The sequence below is a fragment of the Pseudomonas fungipugnans genome (assembly GCF_029955235.1).
In the GTDB taxonomy this organism is placed as follows: Bacteria; Pseudomonadota; Gammaproteobacteria; order Pseudomonadales; family Pseudomonadaceae; genus Aquipseudomonas; species Aquipseudomonas fungipugnans.
Window position 1 is genome coordinate 3,077,554 of record NZ_JARBWL010000001.1, and the last position, 19,797, is coordinate 3,097,350.

Here is a 19,797-nt window from a genome sequence, read left to right on the forward strand (position 1 = left end):
CGGGTCATGCTTTATTATCCAGCATCTTTTTCAGACCATCGAGAGGCGTGCGGCCCACACCGCGGGCAGATGGCACGCAGGAAGCCCGGACTAATAAGATGGCATTGAAATCCCCCGCGTTTCGTAAAAAATTTCCGTTGTTGGTTACCGGCAGTCTGCTGGCCCTGCAACCTCTAGCCACTTCATTCGTGGTCGCCGCGGAACAGTATGACTGCTCAGTCTCTGCTTCGGGTGCCTGGGACTGTGCACCCAAGACGCCGGCAGCTGTTTTGCCGCCGCGTCCCGTCCATGACGGCAGCGCAGTCACCGCGAACGGCGAACCAGCCCCAGAAAGCGGCACCAGCGAAACCGCTGAGGCCAAACCTGCACTGGTCACCGAAGCCAAGGGCCGCGGTCTGAAGTCGCGCAGTGCTGACTACAGCCACCTTGACTGGGTTCCGCGCGAGAAGCTCACCGCTGCGCAGTTGGCCGAAACCGGCCCTTACTGCTCTGGTTCCTATATCGAACCGATTCGTCCTGGCATGAATGACACGACGAATAAAAGTGACGCTCCAACCTATATCGGCGCCAAAGCCTCGCGCTATAACACCGAAAGTCAGGTCGGCACGCTGGCCGGTGACGTCGTCATGCGCCAGGGCAGCATGCAGGTCGAAGCCGACGAGGCGAGCCTGTATCAGGCTGAGAGCCGTGGCGAATTGAGCGGCAATGTGCGCGTGCGCGACAACGGTGCACTGATCGTCGGCGACCACGCCGATGTGCAGCTCGACACCGGTGAAGCCAAGGTCGACAACGCCGAATACGTGCTGCACAAATCGCGCATCCGCGGTAGCGCGCTGTACGCTAAACGTGCCGAGAACGCGATCATCCGCCTCAAGGATGGTACGTACACCACCTGCGAGCCAAACAGCAACGCCTGGCAGCTCAAGGGCAACAACGTCACATTGAACCCGGCCACCGGTTTCGGTACGGCGACCAACGTGACGCTGCGGGTCAAGGACATTCCGGTCCTGTACACGCCGTACATCTATTTCCCGATCGATGACCGTCGCCAGTCCGGCTTCCTGCCGCCGAGTTTCGGCACCGGCTCCGATACCGGCTTCTTCCTGGTCACTCCGTACTACTTCAACCTGGCACCGAACTACGATGCCACGTTGTACCCGCGTTACATGAGCAAGCGCGGCCTGTTGATGGAAGGCGAATTCCGCTACCTGACCAAATCCAGCGAAGGTCAGTTTGGTGGCGCGTTCCTCAATGACGAAGACACCGATCGCAGCAAGCAGACCGATTACACCCGTGAGCGCTACATGTACAACTGGCAGCACAAGGGTGGGCTCGACTCGCGTGTGGCCACACAAGTCGACTTCACCAAGATCAGCGATCCGTACTACTTCCAGGATCTGCAGACTGACCAGATTGGTGTGAAGACCGCTGACTATGTGAATCAGCAGGGTTCCGTGACTTACCGTGGTGATACCTACACTGCGGCGATCAATGCCCAGGCTTATCAATTGGCGACAGTAGCAGCCATCACGCCGTATAACCGTCTGCCGCAGATCACCTTCAATGGTGCCCTACCGTATCACCCGGGCGGGCTGGACTTCTCGTATAACACCGAGATCGTGCGGTTTGACCGGGATTTGAAAAACGGCTCGTTTACGGATGAAGACGGCAACGTCTCCAATCAGCTTGATACCAACGTTAACGGCTTGGCTCGTGCCACAGGTGACCGTCTAAACTTGGCGCCTTCCGTCAGCCTGCCTCTGAACTGGACGTATGGTTTCCTGAAACCGACACTCAAGTATCAGTACACCCAGTATCAGCTTGATTTGGACGGCACCGGTAAGGGCGAAATTGTCCAGAACCAAGCTTTTGCTTTATCACAGGGTGAAAAGTACATTGGCGGCGAATTCGGCAGTAACCAGAACCGTGGCGTTCCGATTGCCAGTATCGACAGCGGCCTGTACTTCGACCGCAATACCCAGTTCTTTGGTAAAAACTATCGCCAGACCCTCGAGCCACGCCTGTTCTACCTCTACGTACCAGAGGTCAATCAGGAAGACATTCCGGTATTCGACACCAGCGAATACACCTTCAACTATGCGTCGTTGTTCCGTGACAATCGCTTCTCCGGCTCCGACCGTGTCGGTGACGAGAACAAGCTGTCCCTGGGCGTGACCAGTCGCTGGATCGAAGACAATGGTTTCGAGCGTCAACGCATCAGCGTCGGCCAGGCCTATTACTTCAAGGACCGTGAAGTGCAGTTGCCGGGCATCAATCCAGCCACCCGCGCCGATGCAAACACCAATGTTTCACCTTACGCGCTGGAATACGAGTACCGCTGGAACCACGATTGGCGCACCACCGCCGATTACAACTGGGACCCGGTAAGTCACAGCCCGCGCTCGGGCAGCGCGATGTTCCACTACCAGCCTGAAGACAACCCGAACAAGGTTATCAACGCTGGTTATCGCTATCGCAATGACCAGGTGGTCTACAACCCGAACACCGGTCAATGGCAGTTCGGTGGTGACTACCTCTCCCCGGGCCAGCCTGGTTTCATCAAGGATTACTACAAAATCGTACAGCACGACTTCTCGGTGATCTGGCCGATCGTGCCGCAATGGAACGCCATCAGCCGCTGGCAGTACGACTACAACCGCAACCGTACCCTGGAAGCCTTCGGTGGTATCGAGTACGACAACTGCTGCTGGAAACTGCGCTTGATCAATCGTTACTGGGTTGCTACTGATGAAATCAGTCAGCAAACCCCGCAAAACGAAAAAGGCGACCACGGCGTCTTCCTCCAAATCGTTCTGAAGGGACTCGGCGGCGTCACTGGCGCCAAAGTAGAGAGTTTCCTCGACAAAGGCATTCAAGGTTATCGTGAACGTGAAGACCAAGCTTTCTGATTGTCTGCGCCCGCTGATGCTGGGCGCGCTGTTCCTGGGTACTGCGGCGAGCGCCGCAGTACAGTCCATCGATAAAGTGGTGGCCATCGTCGACAACGACGTGGTCATGCAGAGCCAACTGGACCAACGGGTCCACGAAGTTCAGCAAACCATCGCCAAGCGCGGCGGCGGCGTTCCGCCGACCAGCGTGCTGGACCAGCAGGTACTGGAACGCCTGATCGTCGAAAACCTGCAATTGCAGATCGGCGAGCGTTCCGGCATCCGCATTACCGATGAAGAACTGAACCAGGCCGTGGGCACTATTGCCCAGCGCAACAACATGACGCTTGATCAATTCCGCGCCGCACTGGCTCACGACGGTCTCAATTACGACGACGCCCGTGACCAGATTCGCCGCGAAATGATCATCAGCCGTGTACGTCAGCGCCGTGTAGCCGAACGCATTCAGGTGTCCGAGCAGGAAGTGAAGAACTTCCTCGCCTCCGACCTGGGCAAAATGCAGCTCTCCGAAGAGTTTCATCTGGCCAACATCCTGATTTCCGTGCCGGAAAGCGCCAATACCGAAGCACTTCAGGCTGCCGCCAAACAAGCGGACGCGGTTTACCAGCAGCTCAAGCAAGGTGCTGACTTCGGTCAGTTGGCGATTGCCAAATCCGGCAGCGACAACGCACTGGAAGGCGGCGACATGGGCTGGCGTAAAGCGGCTCAGTTGCCACCACCCTTCGATCATCTGCTCAGCACCATGGCGATCGGCGACGTGACCCAGCCAATGCGCACGCCAGGCGGCTTCATCATTCTGAAGATCCTGGAGAAACGCGGCGGCGAGACCCAGATGCGCGATGAAGTGCATGTGCGTCACATCCTGGTCAAACCGAGCCCGATTCGCGACGAAGAAAAAACCAAGGCTCTGGCTCAGTCGCTCTATACCCGTATCGAAGCGGGCGAAGACTTCGGCGACCTGGCGAAAAGCTACTCGGAAGATCCGGGTTCCGCCCTCAACGGCGGCGACCTGAACTGGGTCGACCCGAATGTACTGGTTCCTGAGTTCCGCGAAGTGATGGCCAAGACCCCACAAGGTCAGCTGTCCAAGCCGTTCAAGACCCAATATGGCTGGCACGTTCTGGAAGTCCTTGGCCGCCGCGCCACTGACAGCACCACCCAGGCCCGTGAGCAGCAAGCCATGACCGTACTGCGTAACCGCAAATACGACGAAGAGCTGCAAACCTGGCTGCGTCAGATCCGCGACGAAGCATACGTAGAGATCAAACTCCCTGGTGCAGACCAGGCAGAGAAGTGAAACCCCGGCGCTTCGCGCTGACGCCGGGCGAGCCGGCCGGCATAGGTCCTGACCTGTGCCTGCTGCTCGCCTCGCAAGCCCAGCCACACCCCCTGATTGCCATTACCAGCCGCGACCTGCTCCTTGAGCGGGCCGCGCAGCTGGGTGTGGTTGTCGATTTGCTGCCCGTCACCCCCGACAGCTGGCCAGACGCCCCGGCGCCGGCCAACAGCCTGTATGTCTGGGATACGCCGCTCAGCGCGCCGGTCATCGCCGGGCAACTGGACAAGGCCAATGCCGCTTTCGTCCTGGAAACCCTGACCCGTGCTGGCCAAGGCTGCATGGACGGGCATTTCGCCGGCATGATCACCGCGCCGGTCCACAAGGGCGTGATCAACGAATCCGGGATCGCCTTTTCCGGGCATACGGAATTTCTCGCTGACCTGACCCACACCGCGCAAGTGGTGATGATGCTGGCGACTCGCGGATTGCGCGTGGCGCTGGTCACCACCCACCTGCCCCTTCGCGAGATTGCCGACGCCATCACGCCAGAGCGGCTGGAACGAGTCACGCGAATCCTGCATGCCGACCTGCAAGAAAAATTCGGCATTGCCCGACCCCGTATCCTGGTCTGTGGGCTCAACCCCCATGCCGGTGAAGGCGGTCATCTGGGCCATGAAGAAATCGACATCATCGAACCAACCCTGGAGCGTCTGCGCGGTGAGGGCATGGACCTTCGTGGCCCCCTGCCAGCAGACACTCTGTTTACCCCCAAATATCTGGAGCACTGCGACGCGGTGCTGGCGATGTACCACGACCAGGGCCTGCCGGTGCTGAAATACAAAGGCTTCGGCGCGGCAGTCAATGTGACCCTCGGCTTGCCGATCATCCGCACGTCGGTGGACCACGGCACTGCCCTGGACCTGGCCGGCAGCGGAAAAATCGACACCGGCAGCCTGCAAGTCGCCCTGGAAACCGCCTATCAGATGGCCGAGACCCGTTTATGACCGAGCACTACCAACACAAGGCGCGCAAGCGTTTTGGCCAGAACTTCCTGCACGATGCCGGCGTTATCGACCGCATCCTGCGCTCCATCCGCGCCAAACCTGAAGACCGCCTGCTGGAAATCGGGCCGGGACAAGGCGCATTGACTGCCGGCCTGCTCAACAGCGGCGCCCAACTGGACGTGGTGGAACTGGATAAAGACCTGATCCCGATCCTCAACCAGCAGTTCGCCGGCAAGAGCAATTTCAACCTGCATCAGGGCGATGCGCTGAAGTTCGACTTCAACAGCCTGAATGCCGCGCCGAACAGCCTGCGAGTGGTCGGCAATCTGCCGTACAACATCTCCACGCCGCTGATTTTCCACCTGCTGAACAACGCCGGCATCATCCGCGACATGCACTTCATGCTGCAAAAAGAAGTGGTCGAACGCCTGGCCGCAGGCCCTGGTGGCGGTGACTGGGGCCGTTTGTCGATCATGGTTCAGTACCACTGCCGGGTTGAGCATCTGTTCAACGTTGGCCCGGGCGCGTTCAATCCACCGCCTAAAGTCGATTCGGCGATCGTGCGCCTGGTGCCTCACGCGGTGTTGCCACACCCGGCCAAGGATCACAAACTGCTGGAACGCGTCGTGCGCGAAGCTTTCAACCAGCGCCGCAAGACCCTGCGTAACACCCTCAAGTTGCTGCTCAGCAATGACGAAATCGAAGCCGCCGGCGTCGATGGCAGTCTGCGCCCTGAACAGCTCGATCTGGCCGCCTTCGTGCGCCTGGCCGACAAGCTCAGCGAACAAGTCCTGCAAACTCCTGCCGCCGACTGACAGACGACGAGCATTATCGGGTAGGACGCCAGACGCGATGTCTGGTTTACTACCCGATACTTGGCCTAGACTGAGCTGCATCAGCTACGCCCCGCGTCCCGCTCCGTTTTTAAGGCCTCTTGCATGTCCGATCCTCGTTATCAGGTCGACGTCAGCGTCGTCACTCGCTATCTGGCAGAACAATCGCAACCCGAGCACAGCCGCTTTGCCTTCGCCTACACCATCACTGTGCACAACAATGGCGAGTTACCGGCCAAACTGCTGTCGCGGCACTGGGTCATCACCGACGGTGACGGGCACGTGGAAGAGGTTCGCGGTGCTGGCGTCGTAGGCTTGCAACCATTGATCGAACCGGGCAAAAACCACACTTACAGCAGCGGGACGGTCATGACCTCCAAGGTCGGCACGATGCAGGGCACCTACGAAATGATCGCCGACGACGGCAAGCACTTCGATGCCGTCATCGCGCCATTCCGCCTGGCGGTGCCCGGAGCACTGCACTGATGGCGACGTATGCCGTTGGCGACCTGCAAGGTTGCCTCGAACCGCTGCAGTGCCTGCTCAAGCAAGTCGCCTTCGATCCTGCACGGGATCGGCTGTGGCTGGTGGGAGATCTGGTCAACCGTGGCCCGCAGTCGTTGGAGACCTTGCGCTTCCTGTATGGCATGCGTGAGTCGCTGGTCTGCGTGCTCGGTAACCACGACCTGCATTTGCTCGCTGCCGGGCACAACATCGAACGCCTGAAAAAATCCGACACGCTACGTGAAATTCTCGAGGCCCCGGACCGCGCGGAGCTGCTGGAGTGGTTGCGCCAGCAAAAACTCATGCACTACGACGAACAGCGCGATATCGCCCTGGTACACGCGGGCATCCCGCCCCAGTGGTCACTGCGCAAAGCGTTGAAGTGTGCAGCCGAGGTTGAAGCCGCCCTGCGTGACGACAACCTGTTCGCACCCTATCTGGACGGCATGTACGGTAACGAGCCGACCAAATGGAACAGCGACCTCACGGGCGTAGATCGCCTGCGAGTGATCACCAACTATTTCACCCGCATGCGTTTCTGCACCAGCGAAGGCAAACTCGACCTCAAGGGCAAGGAAGGCGCCGACACCGCGCCACCGGGTTACGCTCCCTGGTTCAAATATCAGGACCGCAAGACCAAAGGCCTGAAGATCATCTTCGGCCACTGGGCGGCACTGGAAGGCCGATGCGATGAGCCCGGCATTTTCGCCCTGGACACCGGTTGCGTGTGGGGCGGGTCCATGACCCTGATGAACGTCGACACCGGCGAGCGCCTGTTGTGCAAATGCGACGAGCATGGCCACGCCGCACCGCCAGTCGCCCCACATATTCCCGAACCAACGTCAGCCAGCGCCCCGCGCTAGACTGCGCTTTCAGCCGAGCCACAGGAGCCCGCCATGAGCGAATTCAAACGTATCCCCCCGGAACAGGCCCAGTCCCTGCGCGAACAAGGTGCAGTCGTGGTCGATGTCCGTGACCCGCAAACTTACGCGGCGCTGCACATCAGCGGCTCCAGGCATCTGGACAATCATTCCCTGCACGCTTTCATTCAGGCTGCCGACCTCGACGCCCCCACGGTGGTCGTCTGCTATCACGGCAATTCCAGCCAGGGCGCCGCGGCCTACCTGATCAGCCAGGGCTTCTCCGACGTCTACAGCATGGATGGCGGTTTCGAACTGTGGCGTACGACTTATCCTTCGGAAACAGCGCAAGGCACGTCCGAATAATTTTTTTGTAACGCCCAAGCCCCGACTCCTGCGGGCTTGCAAGGTGGCAGACGAACGGTCTGCCACAACTAATTACGTATCCGCCCTTTACCTGCCGAATTCCCAACTATCCTTAGCCTCAGGCCATCCAAAACAGGGGAGAGCCGGTACACCGGCGTGCGGGTCATCGGGAGTAGCTTTCGGGGCTTTAAGCCCTGCAAGTGTTCTGGGGGGTAAACAGCAACCGCCTGTTCGGTTGCTGCCAGCATCGACTGAGTGATCCGGCGTCGGCTCCACGTATCGAGCGAGGTGACGTCATGAGTATCTTTAGCCACTTCCAACAACGCTTCGAGTCCACACGCCAGGAAGAACTCTCACTGCAAGAGTACCTGGAGCTGTGCAAAAAGGACCGCAGCGCCTACGTTTCCGCCGCCGAGCGTCTGTTGTTGGCCATCGGTGAACCGGAGCTGCTCGACACCTCGACCAACTCGAGACTGTCGCGCATCTTTTCCAACAAGGTGATCCGCCGCTATCCGGCCTTTGAAGACTTCCACGGGATGGAAGAATGCATCGACCAGATCGTGTCGTACTTCCGCCATGCGGCCCAGGGCCTGGAAGAGAAGAAACAGATCCTTTATCTGCTCGGTCCCGTCGGCGGTGGTAAATCATCCCTGGCCGAGAAGCTCAAACAGCTCATTGAAAAAGTGCCCTTCTACGCAATAAAGGGCTCACCGGTGTTCGAGTCCCCCCTGGGTCTGTTCAACGCCACCGAAGATGGCGCGATCCTCGAAGAAGACTTCGGCATCCCCCGCCGCTACCTCAACACCATCATGTCGCCATGGGCTACCAAACGCCTGGCCGAGTTCGGTGGTGACATCAGCCAGTTCCGCGTGGTGAAACTCTATCCATCGATCCTCAACCAGATCGCCGTGGCCAAAACCGAACCGGGCGATGAAAACAACCAGGATATTTCGGCGCTGGTGGGCAAGGTCGATATCCGCAAACTGGAAGAATTCCCGCAGAACGACGCCGACGCCTACAGCTACTCGGGCGCGCTGTGCCGGGCCAACCAGGGCCTGATGGAATTCGTCGAAATGTTCAAGGCACCGATCAAGGTGCTGCACCCATTGCTGACCGCCACCCAGGAAGGCAACTACAACAGCACCGAAGGCCTGGGCGCGATTCCGTTTACCGGGATCCTGCTGGCGCACTCCAACGAATCCGAGTGGCACACTTTCCGCAACAACAAGAACAACGAAGCCTTCATCGACCGGATCTACATCGTCAAAGTGCCGTACTGCCTACGGGTCAGCGACGAAGTGAAGATCTACGACAAACTGCTGTTCAACAGCTCCCTGGCCAAGGCCCATTGCGCGCCCGACACCTTGAAGATGCTGGCCCAGTTCACCGTGCTCTCGCGCCTCAAAGAGCCGGAAAACTCCAACATCTACTCCAAGATGCGGGTGTACGACGGCGAGAACCTCAAGGACACCGACCCTAAGGCCAAATCGATCCAGGAGTACCGCGACAACGCGGGCGTGGATGAAGGCATGAACGGCCTGTCGACCCGGTTTGCGTTCAAGATCCTGTCCAAGGTCTTCAACTTTGACCCGCACGAAATCGCCGCCAACCCGGTACACCTGCTCTATGTGCTGGAACAACAGATCGAACAGGAGCAGTTCCAGGCCGAGACCCGCGAGCGTTATCTGCGCTTCCTGAAGGAGTACCTGGCACCGCGTTATATCGAATTCATCGGCAAGGAGATTCAGACCGCCTACCTCGAGTCTTACAGCGAGTACGGCCAGAACATCTTCGACCGCTACGTGCTGTATGCAGATTTCTGGATTCAGGATCAGGAATATCGCGACCCGGAAACCGGCGAGATTCTCAACCGCGTGGCCCTGAACGAAGAGCTGGAGAAAATCGAAAAACCGGCTGGCATCAGCAATCCGAAGGATTTCCGCAACGAAATCGTCAACTTCGTCCTGCGCGCCCGCGCCAACAACAACGGCAAGAACCCGACCTGGCTCAGCTACGAAAAACTGCGGGTGGTCATCGAGAAGAAAATGTTCTCCAACACCGAAGACCTGCTGCCGGTTATCAGCTTCAACGCCAAGGCCAGCAAGGAGGATCAACAGAAGCACAACGACTTCGTCACACGAATGGTCGAGCGCGGCTACACCGACAAACAGGTACGACTGCTGTCCGAGTGGTACCTGCGGGTCAGGAAATCCCAGTAAGGGAGCGGCAAGCGACACACGACGCCCCACCGCCACACACGTGTTATTTGCGTCATTGTGGCCATATGTCGCGCGCCGCTTGTTTCTGAAGCTTCTGTCTTGCAGCTTGAAGCTTATGACTCGAAGCTCCCCGGAGGGCCTATGAGCTATGTGATCGACCGACGCCTCAATGGCAAGAACAAGAGCACGGTGAACCGCCAGCGGTTTCTGCGGCGCTACCGTGATCACATCAAAAAGGCCGTCGAAGAGGCGGTCAGCCGGCGCTCCATTACCGATATGGAGCATGGCGAACAGATCAGCATTCCTGGCCGCGATATCGACGAGCCGGTGCTTCATCATGGCCGTGGCGGCAAGCAGACCGTGGTGCATCCGGGCAACAAGGAGTTCACCAGCGGCGAGCACATTGCCCGTCCACCCGGTGGCGGCGGTGGCAAAGGGCCCGGCAAGGCCGGTAACTCAGGTGAAGGGATGGACGAATTTGTCTTCCAGATCACCCAGGAAGAGTTTCTCGAATTCATGTTCGAGGACCTTGAGCTGCCCAACCTGGTCAAGCGCAACCTGACCGGCACCGACACCTTCAAGACCGTGCGCGCCGGCATCAGCAACGAAGGCAATCCGTCGCGGATCAACATCATCCGCACCCTGCGTTCCGCCCATGCGCGGCGGATCGCGCTGTCGGGCAGCAGTCGCGCGAAATTACGTGAAGCCAAGGAGGAACTGGAACGCCTCAAACGCGAAGAACCGGACAACTTCGGCGATATTCAGGAAATCGAGATTGAAATCGAGAAACTCAGTGCGCGGATCCATCGCGTGCCTTTTCTCGACACGTTCGACCTCAAATACAACCTGCTGATCAAGCAACCCAACCCTAGCTCCAAGGCAGTCATGTTCTGCCTGATGGACGTCTCCGGCTCCATGACCCAGGCGACCAAGGACATCGCCAAGCGCTTCTTCATCCTGCTGTATCTGTTCCTCAAGCGTAACTACGACAAGATCGATGTGGTGTTCATTCGCCACCACACCAGCGCCCGGGAAGTGGATGAGGAAGAGTTTTTCTATTCGCGGGAAACTGGCGGCACCATCGTTTCCAGCGCCTTGAAACTGATGCAGGAGATCATGGCCGAACGCTATCCGAGCAACGAATGGAACATCTACGCGGCGCAGGCTTCCGACGGTGACAACTGGAACGACGACTCGCCGATCTGCCGCGACATCCTGATCAACCAGATCATGCCGTTCGTGCAGTACTACACTTATGTGGAGATTACCCCGCGCGAACACCAGGCCCTGTGGTTCGAGTACGAGCGCATTGCTGAAGCGTTCTCCGACACGTTTGCCCAGCAACAACTGGTCTCGGCCGGGGATATCTATCCGGTCTTCCGTGAACTCTTCCAGCGCAGGTTAGTGACATGACCGCCAAAGAGCAGAAGCGCCAACCCATTTCCACTGGCTCCGAATGGACGTTCGAGCTGATCCAGGCCTACGATCGCGAAATCAGTCGTATCGCGGCTCGTTACGCCCTCGACACCTATCCCAACCAGATCGAAGTGATCACCGCCGAGCAGATGATGGATGCCTATGCCTCGGTCGGCATGCCATTGGGCTATCACCATTGGTCGTACGGCAAACACTTCCTCAGCACCGAGAAGTCCTACAGCCGGGGACAGATGGGGCTGGCCTACGAGATCGTGATCAACTCGGACCCGTGCATCGCCTACCTGATGGAAGAAAACACTATCTGCATGCAGGCCCTGGTGGTTGCGCACGCCTGCTATGGGCATAACAGTTTCTTCAAGGGCAACTACCTGTTCCGCACCTGGACCGACGCCAGTTCGATCATCGATTACCTGGTGTTCGCCAAGCAGTACATCATGCAATGCGAGGAGCGCCACGGCATCGACGCGGTGGAAGACTTGCTCGATTCCTGCCACGCCCTGATGAACTATGGCGTTGACCGCTACAAACGCCCCTACCCGATTTCTGCCGAAGAAGAACGGCGGCGGCAGAAGGACCGTGAAGAGCATCTGCAAAAGCAGATCAACGATCTGTGGCGCACCATTCCCAAAGGCGCGGACAAGTACAGCGACAAGGACAATGCACGCTTTCCCGCCGAACCTCAGGAAAACATCCTGTACTTCATCGAAAAACACGCACCATTGCTGGAGCCGTGGCAACGGGAAATCGTGCGCATTGTGCGCAAGATCGCCCAGTATTTTTATCCACAGCGCCAGACCCAGGTCATGAACGAAGGCTGGGCAACGTTCTGGCATTACACGTTGATGAACGACCTGTACGACGAAGGCCTGGTGACCGACGGTTTCATGATGGAGTTCCTGACGTCCCACACCAGTGTGGTCATGCAGCCAGGATTCGACAGCCCCTATTACAGCGGCATCAACCCTTATGCCCTTGGTTTTGCGATGTACCGGGACATCCGGCGCATGTGCGAACACCCCACCGAAGAGGACTATCGCTGGTTCCCCGACATTGCCGGCACGGACTGGCTGTCGACCATCAAGTTCGCGATGAGCAGCTTCAAGGATGAGAGCTTCATCCTGCAATACCTGTCGCCCCAGGTCATTCGCGATCTGAAACTGTTCAGCATTCTCGATGACGATCAGAAAGACGATCTTCTGGTGCCCGCCATCCATGACGAACCCGGCTACCGGATCATCCGTGAAACCCTGGCGGCCCAGTACAATCTGGGTAATCGTGAGCCGAACGTGCAGATCTACAGCATCGACCGGCGCGGCGACCGCTCGCTGACCCTGCGCCACCAGCAACACGACCGCAAACCGCTGGGCGAGTCCACCGAAGAAGTGCTCAAGCACCTCCATCGACTATGGGGCTTCGATATTCATCTGGAAACCCTGCAAGGGGACCAGGTGATGAAAACCCATCACGTTCCGCCAAGAAGCGAGCACAGCGAAGGGGATTACGGCCGCCTGGATCTGGCAGTCATTCATCTTTGATTCTGTTTGTGCCTCCGCAAGTTCGACGCAACGGTTATTCTGTCGAGCTCACGGAGGTTTTTTATGCAGATTTATAAAGTCGGTGGCGCGGTGCGTGATCGCCTGTTGGGCAAACCGGTTACCGATATCGACTGGGTGGTGGTGGGCGCCAGCACCGAAGACATGCTCGCCAAGGGCTTTCGTCCGGTGGGTTCGGACTTTCCGGTGTTCCTGCACCCCAAAAGCGGCGAGGAATACGCCCTCGCCCGCACCGAACGCAAAAGCGGACGCGGTTATGGTGGCTTCACCTTCCACGCCAGCCCCGAAGTCACCCTCGAAGAAGACCTTATTCGCCGCGACCTGACGATCAACGCCATGGCCGAGGACGATCAGTTGAACCTGACCGATCCTTACCACGGCCAACGAGACCTTGAAGCTCGCGTACTTCGCCACGTTTCCCCCGCATTCGCCGAAGATCCGCTACGGGTGCTACGTGTTGCCCGCTTCGCTGCGCGCTATGCCTCGCTGGGTTTCACCGTGGCGCCAGAGACACTCGAACTGATGCGCCAGCTCAGCGAATCAGGCGAGCTGCAAGCCCTGACCGCAGAACGCAGCTGGAAGGAAATTTCCCGCGCCCTGATGGAAGATCAGCCGCAGGTATTTATCCAGGTGTTGCGCGACTGTGATGCGCTCAAGGTGCTGATGCCGGAAGTCGACGCCTTGTTCGGCGTGCCACAACCTGCGGCCCATCACCCGGAAATAGACACGGGCGTACACACCCTGAGCGTGCTGGAGCAAGCGGCGCTGCACAAACAACCATTGACGGTGCGCTGGGCTTGCCTGCTGCATGATCTGGGCAAAGGCCTGACGCCGGAAGAGGAGTGGCCTCGGCACATCGCCCATGAGTACAAGGGGCTGAAGCCGATCAAAGCGGTGAACGAGCGGTTCAAGGCGCCGAAGGATTGCCAGGAATTGGCGCTGTTAGTGGGTCAGTACCACACCCATGGTCACCGGGCCTTGGAGCTTAAGGCCTCGACGCTGCTGGAGTTGCTGCAAAGCTTTGACGTGTACCGTCGCCCGCAGCGTTTTGAAGAATTCATTGCTGCATGCGAAATGGACGCTCGCGGGCGCAAAGGGTTTGAGCAGAGAAGTTATCCACAGGCGGATTATCTGCGCGGGGCGGCGAATACTGCACGCGGCGTGGCGGTTCAGCCATTGCTGGAGAAAGGGTTCAAAGGGCCGGAGCTGGGCGAGGCGATAAAGCGCGAACGGCTGAAAGCCCTGAAGGCCTACAAAGACACTGCATCAGCCTGAAAAGCATCGCGAGCAAGCTCGCTCCCACATGGATCTTTGGCGCTTGCACAATCCAGTGTGGGAGCGGGCTTGCTCGCGAAGGCGTCAGTCACCTCACAACAAATTGAATGGCGTTAACGGCTCCCCGCGCCACTCAAACGCCACCGGCGCCAGCACCTGTTCAATCTGTGCCTCACCCCATAGCGTCGCAAAACTTTTGCCCACACCCGGATGCACTCGGTCCGGCGCAATCAGCGACAACGGCCACAGCACAAAGGCGTTTTTCAGTATTTCGGCCCGAGGCAAAACAAGCCCGTCGAAATTGCCCACCAGATCGCCGTACAACAGCACGTCGATATCCAGCGGCAAACCTCTCCGATCCGGCGCATAACGTCCGTTATCCGCCTCGATAAACTTAAGCCGACGATCCAGTTCCATCAATGGCAAGTCGGTAAACGCCGACACTACAAAATTGAAGAACGGCCCGCTCTTGATCCCCACCGGCTGACTTTCGAATACCGCCGAACAGCGGATATCCACCAGAAAACCCGCGAGGGCTTCAAGGCCCGCCTGCAAATGGGAATGGCGCTCGATATTGCTACCGAGACCAAGATAAACCTGAGTCAGCGACATCCGCGCTCGATCTCCACGCCCACACCACCCGTGGCCGCCGGAACGGCACCCGGCTTGGTCAGCTTGAGGCGCATCCAGGTGATCTTGAACTCGCTCATCAACACTTCGCACAGCCGTTCGGCGAATGTCTCGACCAGCTGGAACTGCGCCTGCTCGGCAAAGGCCTGGATTCGCGACGAAACGCTGGCATAGTCCAGTGCCAGGGTCAGATCATCGCCGGCGGCTGCCGGGCGATTATCCCAAGCAAAGCTCAGATCAAGACGCAGGCATTGTCGGATGCCTCGTTCCCAGTCGTAGGCACCGATCACGGTGTCGACTTCCAGGCCCTCGATAAACACTCTGTCCAAGCACTTCTCTCCGCTGCACGACAAGGGCGCAATGCGCCGTTAGAATCAGGGCGTCCTCGCCCGGAATAGTTAGCATGTTTTGGTTACTGGCGACTCTCGCCTACCTGCTCGGCTCGCTGTCCTTCGCCATTTTGCTCAGCCGCCTGACCGGTCATCCCGATCCGCGAATGAGTGGCTCGGGCAATGCCGGCGCCACCAACATGCTGCGGCTGGCCGGCAAAAAACTCGCCGTACTGACCTTGATCGGCGATCTGTGCAAAGGCCTTCTACCCGTACTGATCGCAGAAGTTAGCGGTCTTTCGCTGCAAGAACAGGCCTGGGTCGGCATTTGCGCCGTCATCGGCCACTTGTACCCGCTGTACTTTCGTTTTCGCGGCGGCAAGGGCGTCGCGACGGCGGCTGGCATGTTGCTGGGGCTGTATCCACCGGCAGCCTTGCTGGCGGTCTGCGCCTGGCTGCTGACGTTCTACCTGACCCGCACCAGCTCGCTGGCTGCCTTGATCGCCACACCATTGACCCTGCCATTGCTGGCTTGGCAAGAGCCTGCGGCCCTGCTGCCCATGAGCGCACTCACCGGACTGATCGTCTGGCGCCACCGCGGCAATCTACGCGACCTGTTTGCCGGGCGCGAACGGCATTTTTAAATACCGCACGTGAGCGGCGCTCATCACAGCGCCGACAGCTGCTCCATCGGCCAGCGCGCCTGCACGCTGATAGCCAGGCTTTCGTGCTGACCGGCCTGCAAACGCTGACACCCGGCAAACGCAATCATCGCGCCATTGTCGGTGCAGAATTCCGGACGGGCATAAAACACATCGCCGTTCATGTCACCGAGCATTTTTTCCAGCGACGTGCGCAAAGCCTTGTTGGCACTGACGCCGCCAGCAATCACCAGGCGCTTCATCCCCGCCTGCTTCAGGGCACGCTTGCACTTGATGGTCAAAGTCTCCACCACCGCCTGCTGGAACGCCAGCGAGATGTCGCAACGGGCTTGCTCGCCGTCGTCCCCGGCGCTGACGCATTGCTGCCAGGTGTTCAAGGCGAAGGTTTTCAAACCGCTGAAACTGAACGCCAGACCCGGGCGATCACACATCGGACGCGGGAAAGTGAAGCGCCCTGCAACCCCTTGATCAGCCAGACGTGCGATCTCCGGGCCACCCGGATAATTGAGGCCCATCATCTTCGCGGTTTTGTCGAACGCCTCACCGGCAGCATCGTCAAGGGTCTCGCCCAGCAACGTGTACTGGCCGATCCCGTCGACCTGAACCAACTGCGTATGACCGCCCGACACCAACAAAGCGACGAACGGAAATTCCGGCGGTTGCGGCTCCAGCATCGGCGCCAGCAAGTGGCCTTCCATGTGATGCACGCCGAGCGCTGGAATGCCCCAGGCAAAGGCCAGCGCCTGGGCGCACGACGCACCCACCAGCAGCGCACCGACCAGGCCAGGACCCGCGGTGTAGGCGATGGCGTCGATCTCGGTCGGCACGCAGTCAGCTTCAGCCAACACCTGACGGATCAAGGGCAGCATGCGTTTGACGTGGTCACGGGAGGCCAGCTCCGGCACCACACCGCCATAGGCGCGATGCAGGTCGATCTGACTGAACAGCGCGTCGGCCAGCAGGCCGCGTTCACTGTCGTATAATGCGACACCGGTTTCGTCGCAGGAGGTTTCTAAGCCCAGTACTAGCATGGGTTTGCGCCTTGTTTAGGCTGAATTCGAAGGCGCGCATAATAGTCTCCATGGGATGCCCCGACTAGCGGTTTTCGATCAGAGGCTTTGCATTCCGGTCGATGAGGAGTTAACATCCGCAACCCTTAAAAACCGACGTCTTCAAGTGCTCTTTTGCCGCGAGGATGTTGACCCCGGTAATGAATGAAGGTAGCTCTGGATGCCAGCCGTCAAAGTAAAAGAGAACGAACCCTTCGACGTAGCTCTGCGTCGTTTCAAGCGCTCCTGCGAAAAAGCCGGTGTACTGGCTGAAGTTCGTAGCCGCGAATTCTACGAGAAGCCAACTTCTGAGCGTAAGCGTAAAGCAGCAGCCGCTGTTAAGCGTCACGCCAAGAAAGTACAGCGCGAACAGCGCCGCGCCGTTCGTCTGTACTAATACACAGACGTTCGTAGCAAGCTTCTGCCAAGCCCGGCCCTCAGCCGGGCTTATGGCATTTGCGGAAAACGCTTGATGCTTCACCGTCAAAGCCGCAGACGCGACCGAGACAAACCTGCTTCACAGCGTCAGACCTGGCTCTTTTGCCAGCGGTGCACGTCTTTTCTGACGAGCCTTCCAAGGCTACTGACGAGCACACCCACTGATTCCTCTTGCGACGATCAGCCCAAGGCACCTGCTTGCGTGCCCGCTTATGAGCTATCCGAGGCCATCGACAGGCCGTAGCGGATTTCAGCGCAATACTTTCAAATAGTCGAATACTGATTGGAATTAACGTCAGTGCAATTTCGGCAGATACACTCCCCGACAGCGATAACGCTTACGACACCGGTCGAGCCGCACACCTTGCGCGCCTCAAACAACGACCTGCGTTCGTTAGCCCATCGTTTTGGGCCTCTTTCAGCGCAGATGACGAGAACGCCATGGCCGGGCTAATTCCCCAGAGCTTCATTGACGACCTTCTGAACCGCACCGACATCGTCGATGTGGTCAGCTCGCGCCTGCAAATAAAAAAGGCCGGCAAGAACTACACCGCCTGCTGCCCGTTTCATAAAGAGAAAACCCCGTCTTTCAGCGTCAGCCCCGACAAGCAGTTCTATTACTGCTTCGGCTGCGGTGCTGGCGGCAACGCCCTCGGCTTCATGATGGACCACGACAACCTGGATTTCGTCCAGGCTGTCGAAGAGCTCGCCAAAGCCGCCGGCATGGAAATCCCCCGCGAAGAAAGTGGCCGGCCGCACAAACCGCGCCAGCCGACCGATTCGCCGCTGTACCCGCTGCTCACCGCCGCCGCCGACTTTTACCGTCAGGCGCTGAAAAGCCATCCCTCGCGCAAAGCCGCCGTGGATTATTTGAAAGGACGCGGCCTGACGGGCGAAATCGCCCGCGACTTCGGCCTCGGCTTCGCCCCGCCTGGCTGGGACAATCTGTTCAAGCATTTGAGCAGCGACACCCTGCAACAAAAGGCCATGGTCGACGCCGGCCTGTTGATCGAGAACGCCGAAACCGGCAAACGCTATGATCGCTTTCGTGATCGCGTGATGTTCCCGATCCGCGACAGCCGTGGGCGCATCATTGCTTTCGGCGGCCGAGTGCTGGGCGACGACAAGCCGAAATACCTGAACTCACCGGAAACACCGGTATTTCACAAAGGCCAGGAACTCTATGGCCTCTATGAAGCACGCAAGAACAACCGCAATCTCGACGAAATCATCGTCGTCGAAGGCTACATGGACGTCATCGCCCTCGCCCAACAAGGCCTGCGCAATGCCGTCGCGACCCTGGGCACCGCCACCAGCGAAGAGCACTTGAAGCGCCTGTTTCGCGTCGTACCCAACGTGCTGTTCTGCTTTGACGGCGACCAGGCGGGTCGAAATGCCGCCTGGCGAGCACTGGAAGCGACGCTGCCGTGCTTGCAGGACGGTCGACGGGCACGCTTTTTGTTCCTGCCCGAAGGCGAAGACCCGGATACGCTTGTACGCTCCGAGGGCACTGACGCCTTCCGCGCCCGCATCAACCAGCACGCCCAACCGCTGGCGGATTATTTCTTTCAGCAACTGACCGAAGAGTCAGACCCGCGCTCGCTCGAAGGCAAGGCCCACATGGCCACCCTTGCTGCGCCGTTGATCGATAAAGTCCCGGGTGCCAACTTGCGCATCCTGATGCGCCAGCGCCTGACGGAAATCACCGGCCTTAGCGGCGAAGCCGTGAGCCAACTGGTGCACAGCGCCCCCCAGGAAGCGCCACCGGCCTACGATCCGGGCATCGATTACGACGCCATGCCGGACTACAGCGACTACCATCAGCCGCAGGCACAGGAAATGTATGCGCCGCAGCAGGAATGGACACCGAAGAAACCCGGTGCCGGCGGCAAGAAGTGGGATAAAAAGCCTTGGGACAAGAATGGCAAGCGCGGCGGTGATCATGACCGACAGAACGCTCCGCGCACCCCGATTGCTGTCGAAGCGCCAACGCTCATTGCACTGCGCACCCTAATTCATCATCCGCAACTGGCCGGCAAGGTAGAAACCGCCGATCACTTCGCCAATGAGAGCAACACTTACGCGCAGTTGCTGGTCGCCCTTATCGGGGCTGTACAGAAAAATCCTAAGCTAAACTCTATTCAGCTGATCTCTCGCTGGCATGGGACCGAACAAGGCCGTTTACTCAAGGCCCTGGCGGAAAAGGAATGGCTGATTGAAGGCGACAACCTTGAACAACAGTTTTTAGACACCATTACTAGGTTATCGGCCAGTCAACACACGGATAGCCTGGAAGTACTTATCAGAAAGGCAAGGCAGCCAGGATTGACTGCAGAGGAAGCAAATCAGATCGCAAATCAGATGCGCGACCTATTAAAACGCAATATGGCTGTATCAAACCCGACCTCAACTGGCGCGTGAGGTCATAGCTCAGGTATAATCCTCGGCTT

The 19,797-nt window shown here is 58.7% G+C and carries 17 protein-coding genes; 14 read left to right on the top strand and 3 right to left on the bottom strand.

Annotated elements, in window-relative coordinates:
• Window positions 1–98 precede the first annotated feature (98 nt).
• The 11 genes from POF45_RS13045 to POF45_RS13095 all read left to right on the top strand — a co-directional run bounded on the left by POF45_RS13045 (window position 99) and on the right by POF45_RS13095 (window position 14,239).
• On the top strand, window positions 99–2,909 hold the full coding sequence (locus POF45_RS13045; protein ID WP_282315813.1) for an LPS-assembly protein LptD: 2,811 nt from the start codon (window positions 99–101) through the stop codon (window positions 2,907–2,909).
• The gene (gene surA / locus POF45_RS13050) at window positions 2,884–4,206 is read left to right on the top strand and encodes a peptidylprolyl isomerase SurA (RefSeq protein ID WP_259497096.1); all 1,323 of its coding nucleotides are present in this window, start codon (window positions 2,884–2,886) and stop codon (window positions 4,204–4,206) included. Before POF45_RS13045 ends, surA begins: the two co-directional genes overlap by 26 nt.
• A complete protein-coding gene (gene pdxA / locus POF45_RS13055) occupies window positions 4,203–5,192 on the top strand; it encodes a 4-hydroxythreonine-4-phosphate dehydrogenase PdxA (RefSeq protein WP_259497098.1) in 990 nt (329 codons plus the stop codon). The genes surA and pdxA overlap by 4 nt, the downstream gene beginning before the upstream one ends.
• Window positions 5,189–6,007 carry a 16S rRNA (adenine(1518)-N(6)/adenine(1519)-N(6))-dimethyltransferase RsmA gene (gene rsmA / locus POF45_RS13060; protein ID WP_259497100.1) on the top strand — a complete coding sequence of 273 codons (819 nt, stop codon included), beginning with the start codon at window positions 5,189–5,191 and terminating at the stop codon, window positions 6,005–6,007. Before pdxA ends, rsmA begins: the two co-directional genes overlap by 4 nt.
• A 123-nt stretch (window positions 6,008–6,130) precedes the next feature.
• Window positions 6,131–6,511 carry a Co2+/Mg2+ efflux protein ApaG gene (apaG, locus tag POF45_RS13065; protein WP_259497102.1) on the top strand — a complete coding sequence of 127 codons (381 nt, stop codon included), beginning with the start codon at window positions 6,131–6,133 and terminating at the stop codon, window positions 6,509–6,511.
• Window positions 6,511–7,392: a symmetrical bis(5'-nucleosyl)-tetraphosphatase gene (locus tag POF45_RS13070; RefSeq protein ID WP_259497103.1), complete on the top strand. Its 882-nt coding sequence runs from the start codon at window positions 6,511–6,513 to the stop codon at window positions 7,390–7,392. Before apaG ends, POF45_RS13070 begins: the two co-directional genes overlap by 1 nt.
• 33 nt (window positions 7,393–7,425) lie before the next feature.
• Window positions 7,426–7,755, top strand: coding sequence for a thiosulfate sulfurtransferase GlpE (gene glpE / locus POF45_RS13075; protein ID WP_259497105.1), 330 nt, complete (start codon window positions 7,426–7,428; stop codon window positions 7,753–7,755).
• A gap of 296 nt (window positions 7,756–8,051) precedes the next feature.
• Complete coding sequence (locus POF45_RS13080) at window positions 8,052–9,974, top strand: PrkA family serine protein kinase (RefSeq protein ID WP_008027052.1); 1,923 nt, start codon at window positions 8,052–8,054, stop codon at window positions 9,972–9,974.
• 141 nt (window positions 9,975–10,115) lie between these two features.
• Window positions 10,116–11,387, top strand: coding sequence for a YeaH/YhbH family protein (locus tag POF45_RS13085; protein WP_259497108.1), 1,272 nt, complete (start codon window positions 10,116–10,118; stop codon window positions 11,385–11,387).
• Entirely contained in the window at window positions 11,384–12,946 is a 1,563-nt protein-coding gene (locus POF45_RS13090; protein ID WP_259497109.1) for a SpoVR family protein, read from the top strand. Before POF45_RS13085 ends, POF45_RS13090 begins: the two co-directional genes overlap by 4 nt.
• A gap of 63 nt (window positions 12,947–13,009) precedes the next feature.
• The gene (locus tag POF45_RS13095; RefSeq protein WP_282315814.1) at window positions 13,010–14,239 is read left to right on the top strand and encodes a multifunctional CCA addition/repair protein; all 1,230 of its coding nucleotides are present in this window, start codon (window positions 13,010–13,012) and stop codon (window positions 14,237–14,239) included.
• Window positions 14,240–14,332: 93 nt separating this feature from the next.
• On the opposite strand, the gene folK is transcribed toward POF45_RS13095, so the two are convergent.
• Both folK and folB read right to left on the bottom strand, forming a co-directional pair.
• On the bottom strand, window positions 14,333–14,851 hold the full coding sequence (folK, locus tag POF45_RS13100) for a 2-amino-4-hydroxy-6-hydroxymethyldihydropteridine diphosphokinase (protein WP_259497111.1): 519 nt from the start codon (window positions 14,849–14,851) through the stop codon (window positions 14,333–14,335).
• The gene (folB, locus tag POF45_RS13105; RefSeq protein WP_259497112.1) at window positions 14,842–15,198 is read right to left on the bottom strand and encodes a dihydroneopterin aldolase; all 357 of its coding nucleotides are present in this window, start codon (window positions 15,196–15,198) and stop codon (window positions 14,842–14,844) included. The genes folK and folB overlap by 10 nt, the downstream gene beginning before the upstream one ends.
• A gap of 74 nt (window positions 15,199–15,272) precedes the next feature.
• Between folB and plsY the strand changes: the two genes are divergently transcribed.
• Window positions 15,273–15,842, top strand: a complete 570-nt coding sequence (gene plsY, locus POF45_RS13110; RefSeq protein WP_259497113.1) for a glycerol-3-phosphate 1-O-acyltransferase PlsY — start codon at window positions 15,273–15,275, stop codon at window positions 15,840–15,842.
• 23 nt (window positions 15,843–15,865) lie between these two features.
• Here the strand turns inward: plsY and tsaD are convergent, their stop codons facing one another.
• Entirely contained in the window at window positions 15,866–16,891 is a 1,026-nt protein-coding gene (tsaD, locus tag POF45_RS13115; protein WP_282315815.1) for a tRNA (adenosine(37)-N6)-threonylcarbamoyltransferase complex transferase subunit TsaD, read from the bottom strand.
• Between the two features lie 199 nt (window positions 16,892–17,090).
• Here tsaD and rpsU point away from each other — a divergent pair, with 199 nt between their 5' ends.
• A complete protein-coding gene (gene rpsU, locus POF45_RS13120; protein WP_002551877.1) occupies window positions 17,091–17,306 on the top strand; it encodes a 30S ribosomal protein S21 in 216 nt (71 codons plus the stop codon).
• A gap of 482 nt (window positions 17,307–17,788) precedes the next feature.
• Window positions 17,789–19,768, top strand: a complete 1,980-nt coding sequence (gene dnaG, locus POF45_RS13125) for a DNA primase (RefSeq protein WP_282315816.1) — start codon at window positions 17,789–17,791, stop codon at window positions 19,766–19,768.
• The last annotated feature ends 29 nt before the right edge of the window (window positions 19,769–19,797 follow it).

What these genes read in the sequence shown, in the direction of transcription:
- POF45_RS13095 (WP_282315814.1), top strand. Translation starts at nt 13,010, where the DNA reads ATGCAGATTTATAAAGTCGGTGGCGCGGTGCGTGATCGCCTGTTGGGC.
- tsaD (WP_282315815.1), bottom strand. Translation starts at nt 16,891, where the DNA reads ATGCTAGTACTGGGCTTAGAAACCTCCTGCGACGAAACCGGTGTCGCA.
- folK (WP_259497111.1), bottom strand. Translation starts at nt 14,851, where the DNA reads ATGTCGCTGACTCAGGTTTATCTTGGTCTCGGTAGCAATATCGAGCGC.
- POF45_RS13085 (WP_259497108.1), top strand. Translation starts at nt 10,116, where the DNA reads ATGAGCTATGTGATCGACCGACGCCTCAATGGCAAGAACAAGAGCACG.
- glpE (WP_259497105.1), top strand. Translation starts at nt 7,426, where the DNA reads ATGAGCGAATTCAAACGTATCCCCCCGGAACAGGCCCAGTCCCTGCGC.
- POF45_RS13070 (WP_259497103.1), top strand. Translation starts at nt 6,511, where the DNA reads ATGGCGACGTATGCCGTTGGCGACCTGCAAGGTTGCCTCGAACCGCTG.
- dnaG (WP_282315816.1), top strand. Translation starts at nt 17,789, where the DNA reads ATGGCCGGGCTAATTCCCCAGAGCTTCATTGACGACCTTCTGAACCGC.
- rpsU (WP_002551877.1), top strand. Translation starts at nt 17,091, where the DNA reads ATGCCAGCCGTCAAAGTAAAAGAGAACGAACCCTTCGACGTAGCTCTG.
- POF45_RS13080 (WP_008027052.1), top strand. Translation starts at nt 8,052, where the DNA reads ATGAGTATCTTTAGCCACTTCCAACAACGCTTCGAGTCCACACGCCAG.
- plsY (WP_259497113.1), top strand. Translation starts at nt 15,273, where the DNA reads ATGTTTTGGTTACTGGCGACTCTCGCCTACCTGCTCGGCTCGCTGTCC.
- POF45_RS13045 (WP_282315813.1), top strand. Translation starts at nt 99, where the DNA reads ATGGCATTGAAATCCCCCGCGTTTCGTAAAAAATTTCCGTTGTTGGTT.
- POF45_RS13090 (WP_259497109.1), top strand. Translation starts at nt 11,384, where the DNA reads ATGACCGCCAAAGAGCAGAAGCGCCAACCCATTTCCACTGGCTCCGAA.
- rsmA (WP_259497100.1), top strand. Translation starts at nt 5,189, where the DNA reads ATGACCGAGCACTACCAACACAAGGCGCGCAAGCGTTTTGGCCAGAAC.
- apaG (WP_259497102.1), top strand. Translation starts at nt 6,131, where the DNA reads ATGTCCGATCCTCGTTATCAGGTCGACGTCAGCGTCGTCACTCGCTAT.